This window comes from Wolbachia endosymbiont of Nomada ferruginata (assembly GCF_001675785.1).
Lineage (GTDB): Bacteria > Pseudomonadota > Alphaproteobacteria > Rickettsiales > Anaplasmataceae > Wolbachia > Wolbachia pipientis.
Map to the genome: position 1 here is coordinate 1 of NZ_LYUY01000096.1, position 4,723 is coordinate 4,723.

A 4,723-nucleotide genomic window follows, 5' to 3' on the forward strand; every position below is an offset into this window, starting at 1 on the left:
CCTTAAACACAAATTCTTTTATAGCATCTCTTGTATAAGAAATGCCATCCTTTACTTCATCACTCACGCTGCTTAAATCCACCTCAGAACCTGGTGAATACAAATCATCAAAATTTTCTTTCAAAACTTTTATCTTATAGTAATGCTTGTCCATATATCTCTCAAAAAATCTTTTAGTAGCATTACCAGCCAACTTTCCTATTGACCGAGGCTCTAGTAGAGCTGCAAAGTTAGTTTTTTGCTTCAAGGCTACTTAATGCATAAATGATGCGGATAAGCATTCCAGGACCACATTTGCGTTTACTTTCACGAAAGCGAACCAGTAATGTACCTTTCAAATGTTCTACGTCTGCATTTTGCTCTCTTGCTGCAATTAAAACTAAATTTATAGCCTGTGTCGGTGTCAATCCGGTTCGTGAATCCACCCAATTTACCCACTTCCCAATCTCATAATCATCCAATCTTAGATAAGGTTCTATCCAGTATTTTTGCTCACTTGTTAAACCGTTTATATAACTTTTAAACTCTTCATCTAACTCATTTGATGGTGTCCCATATTTTTCCTTTAATTCTTTAGCACATTTAATGGTGCTTTTCTCAAAACTTCTAGTATGAACACTTTGACTGCCAGTGCCCACATCACTTACATTAAACAAAAAGCTTAGCTGCTTTACATTCCAACCCAAAGGTGAGAAGAGCTTTATCAATGGATACTTTATTAACTCAAGAAGTGCTACTGGAATCAGTAATATAGCATTTATAAGTATGAAACACGCTTGAAGAGGTAGTGAAAATCCTTCATCTTTCCATCCTTGCAGTAAGCTATTAACGGCAAGTATCTTCAAAGTACAATACAGAAATGGCAACTGTATCCAATATATTAAATGTATAGAAAAAAGCAAGATTTTATCTCTTACACTTATTGTTGGATCATGATACACTTCAGAAAAGGCATCATAATCACCGTTTTCATTTTTGAAAGATCGATAGCTACTTGTAACCTTTTCTGTAAAAATAGAGCAAAGTATATATATACCCAAGAAAACAGCAAGCATGACCAAAGAGAGTATATTAAGAATTAATTCGATGGCTGGTTCACTTGAGACTTGAGGAAAAAAGAATTGAAGAAACATATTGGCTAAATATAAAAACAGAACCCATGCTGCGATACAAGCAACAAATAATAAAGCATACCCACAAACAACCAAAATGCTTTTAACCTCGGATCCATAACCTCCTCTTAATAACTTGTTAATATAATCTATTTTAGAAATAAATTGAGAAAAATGCAAGTTTTTATGTTAAAAGATCAATTGAAATTTCTGAGTTTAGGGTATATTGTTAATCTATTTAGATAAGAATTATTGTGTCAAATAAAATAGGTTTTTGGGCTATTTTTGCCTTAGTGATTAGTAGTCAAATTGGCTCTGGAATTTTTATGCTTCCAATTAGCCTTGCTCCATATGGCATGTATAGCCTTATAAGCTGGATAATATCAGGGCTTGGTGCTATATCTCTTGCTTTAGTTTTTGCCTCACTCTGCGCAAAATTTCCGGAAACGGGTGGCCCTCACGTCTATGTAAAGCATGCTTTTGGCCCTGCTGCAGCTTTTTTTGTTGGTTGGACGTATTGGGTGATCTCATGGGTTAGCACAACAGCCGTAATAGTTGTAGGTGTTGGTTATCTTACACCATTTTTCCATGAAGATATTCAAAACGTACATCTGTTTTTAGAGATGTTATTACTTACAATTATTACACTAATAAATTTTAGAGGAGTAGCTACTGCTGGACGTGTTGAGTTTTTATTGACGGTGATAAAAATTTCTGTATTGCTTGTAATACCTATAGCAGCATTGTTTTTTTTTGATAGAAATAACTTCATCATAAGTGAAGAAATATCAAATCTTACAACATCGCAGATTCTTGCCCGTTCTACACTTATTACTCTATGGGGTTTTATTGGAGTTGAATTGGCAACAGCACCTGCAGGGTCAGTTGATAATCCAGCTAGAACAATACCAAGAGCTGTGGTACTTGGAACAATCTCTGTTGCTGTTGTGTATTTTATCAACAATCTTGCAATTATGGGATTAATAAATGGCAATGATTTAGCAAGTTCAAGAGCACCATATGTTGACGCAATAAAAATTATGGCCTCTGGCAATTGGCACTTGATTATTTCTATAACTGCGTTCATTTTTTGTGTTGGTACTTTAAACGCTTGGGTACTAGCTAGTGGACAAGTGGCCCTCAGCCTTGCAAAAGATAAACTGATGCCACAGTTTTTTGCTCAAAGAAACAAGCACGGTTCTCCTTTCTGGGGCATAACAATCAGCTCTGTTGGTACTTCAGTTCTACTAATTCTCACTTCAAGCAACAATTTTGCTAAGCAGATCACATCAATTATCGACTTTTCTGTAGTTTCATTTTTATTTGTTTACCTTGCATGCAGTCTTGCTTTTCTCAAAGTTATTGTGCAAGAAAAGAGTTGTTACAAATTTTTGATTGGCAGTATAGCAACAACCTTTTGCTGCTGGGTAATATTTGAAACTTCTGTGAATACCTTGCTGATCGCAAGCTTATTCACTGCAAGTGGCGTACCTCTTTATTTATTTTGGTATCGCAGAGTTTCTGTATAGCAAATGTTATGTATCTGTTCAGCAGAGTGGCAAAATAAGGTAGACGAGAAAAGACAACTATAGGAAGAAATGGGTGTCATGCCAGTGCGTGACACTGGCATCCAGTTCTTTCGCGCAGTTCCATCAAAAACGTTGTAAAGGATTAATCGCTTTCGTGTTTACCAACTTAGTGCCCAATCTGGATCCCAGTGTCAAGCACTGGGATGACAAGAAAGGGAGCACTGGAATTTTTGTTTCAATATTTGTACATGAGCCATGCATCTGAGCAGATACAATGTTGTAGCTAGAGATAATTTTTAAATGATTGATATTTATGAACCACGACTTTTCTTGTTGTCCACTTGTTCAACATTACCCTTCTCAAGTTTACTATCTACTTCTTTTGTGTGTTCATCATCTATACTAGTTTCATCTTTTATCTTACTAGGGTAATCTTCCTGCGATTTTTTATATGCTTTCATGTTGTCATATATAGGGTTACTGATGATTTCTATTTTTTCAGGTGTGAAAATCCTTGCTAAAAATCTCCTTATTATTGGTATTGACCTTAAGAGATCTCTTAGCTTTGAAGATTCTTGTCTTTTGTTTAGAGACTGTTGGTCTATTTTAGAGGTTTTTACACCATACTTTTTATCATCAAAATTTATTGTAGGCTTTCTTTTATTCGAAAGAACACTTTGGGCCTTTGATCCATTGGTTCCTTCAGGCCCTTGAGGTGTAGAAATTGCAGGTTTAACCTTAGTTTCATCGTATTCCTTACTCATCTTTCATTTCATTATGTAATATTACTAATATTGCATAATAATAGCTAAATTACAATTAATTGCAAGGTAAAAATATTAAAACAATTGTAAATTTTGTCAGTAAAAATATAATAGAACTTTAAAATTAGAGGTTCATCTATATGAGATACAAAATTGCTGTTATTGGAGCAACCGGAAGAGTAGGGCGTGAGGTATTAAGCACGCTTGCTGAATTTCAAGATGAGGCGATAGATTGCGTTATTGCACTTGCATCGAAAAAATCAGAAGGGAAGAAGGTGAGCTTTGGTGACAAAGAGTTAACAGTTTTATGCCTTGAGGATTATGACTTCGTTGGAACTAATGTAGCCATTTTCTGTGCTGGATCTCATGTTTCTGAAGAGTATGTACCAATTGCAACACAGGCTGGATGCATCGTGATAGATAACAGTTCCCATTTTAGAATGAAAGAGGGTGTGCCACTCATTATTCCAGAGATTAATAAAGAAAAAATTATGGAATATAAAAACCACAACATAATATCCAATCCAAACTGTACTACAATACAGATGCTGCTAGTACTACATCTATTACACCAAAAAGCAAAAATAAAGAGAATCGTTGCTTCAACTTATCAATCAACTTCTGGTGCAGGCAAAGCAGCAATGGATGAGCTCTATGACCAGACAAAAAAAATCTTTATGAACGAAGCTAAAAAACCCAAGATATTCTCTAAGCAAATAGCATTCAATTGCATTCCCCATGTAGGAGAATTCATGGAAAATGGTTCTACAGAAGAGGAATGGAAAATGCAAGAGGAGACAAAAAAAATTTTAGAGGAAGATATAAAAGTTACTGCAACTTGTGTAAGGGTACCCGTCTTTATCGGTCACGCTATGGCAGTAAATGTGGAATTTGATCAACATATCACTGAAGAACAAGCTCGTGAAGTGCTAAGTGAAGCCGAAGATAGTGGAGTTTTAGTGTACAACAGGCGTGAAGATAGTGAATACATAACTCAAATTGATGTTGTACAGGAGAATGCTGTATATGTATCGCGTATTAGAAGAGACAATACTGTTGAGCACGGATTAAATATGTGGATAGTGGCTGACAACCTGCGCAAAGGCGCAGCATTAAATATAGTGCAGATTCTTGAGATTTTGATAAGAGAGCATTTGTCAATCAAGTGCATATAGAGCGCACGTACGTTGTAATTCGAAGGAAATTTGTATACCACATGGCAGCGCGTGACGCTGGAATGGCTTTGTTGCATCGCTACTTATGAAAGGCTAACTATAATTAGGATTATAAGCAACTTATTGAAAATCTTGTTTTTTTG

General features: G+C 35.6%; 5 protein-coding genes and 1 pseudogene. 2 read left to right on the top strand and 4 right to left on the bottom strand.

The features are described 5' to 3' along the window. Nucleotides 1–247: pseudogene (locus BA053_RS08125) on the bottom strand (hypothetical protein); the annotation flags it as partial. After that, on the bottom strand, nucleotides 231–1,292 hold the full coding sequence (locus BA053_RS08130; protein ID WP_245611608.1) for a hypothetical protein: 1,062 nt from the start codon (nucleotides 1,290–1,292) through the stop codon (nucleotides 231–233). The gene BA053_RS08130 and the pseudogene BA053_RS08125, both read right to left, overlap by 17 nt. A gap of 74 nt (nucleotides 1,293–1,366) precedes the next feature. Here BA053_RS08130 and BA053_RS05260 point away from each other — a divergent pair, with 74 nt between their 5' ends. Continuing rightward, nucleotides 1,367–2,641, top strand: a complete 1,275-nt coding sequence (locus BA053_RS05260; protein ID WP_065106839.1) for an APC family permease — start codon at nucleotides 1,367–1,369, stop codon at nucleotides 2,639–2,641. Nucleotides 2,642–2,764: 123 nt separating this feature from the next. On the opposite strand, the gene BA053_RS07480 is transcribed toward BA053_RS05260, so the two are convergent. Together BA053_RS07480 and BA053_RS05265 are read right to left on the bottom strand one after the other, a co-directional pair. Next, nucleotides 2,765–2,902: a hypothetical protein gene (locus BA053_RS07480; RefSeq protein WP_156517973.1), complete on the bottom strand. Its 138-nt coding sequence runs from the start codon at nucleotides 2,900–2,902 to the stop codon at nucleotides 2,765–2,767. A gap of 50 nt (nucleotides 2,903–2,952) precedes the next feature. After that, complete coding sequence (locus BA053_RS05265) at nucleotides 2,953–3,405, bottom strand: hypothetical protein (RefSeq protein WP_065106840.1); 453 nt, start codon at nucleotides 3,403–3,405, stop codon at nucleotides 2,953–2,955. Nucleotides 3,406–3,545: 140 nt separating this feature from the next. Here BA053_RS05265 and BA053_RS05270 point away from each other — a divergent pair, with 140 nt between their 5' ends. Further along, nucleotides 3,546–4,580 (top strand): aspartate-semialdehyde dehydrogenase, encoded by a 1,035-nt coding sequence (locus BA053_RS05270; RefSeq protein WP_010962945.1) that lies wholly within the window; start codon nucleotides 3,546–3,548, stop codon nucleotides 4,578–4,580. The last annotated feature ends 143 nt before the right edge of the window (nucleotides 4,581–4,723 follow it).

Bases quoted from the DNA above. Each gene is read 5' to 3' on its own strand.
- BA053_RS07480 (WP_156517973.1), bottom strand. From the start codon at position 2,902: ATGCATGGCTCATGTACAAATATTGAAACAAAAATTCCAGTGCTCCCT.
- BA053_RS05265 (WP_065106840.1), bottom strand. From the start codon at position 3,405: ATGAGTAAGGAATACGATGAAACTAAGGTTAAACCTGCAATTTCTACA.
- BA053_RS05270 (WP_010962945.1), top strand. From the start codon at position 3,546: ATGAGATACAAAATTGCTGTTATTGGAGCAACCGGAAGAGTAGGGCGT.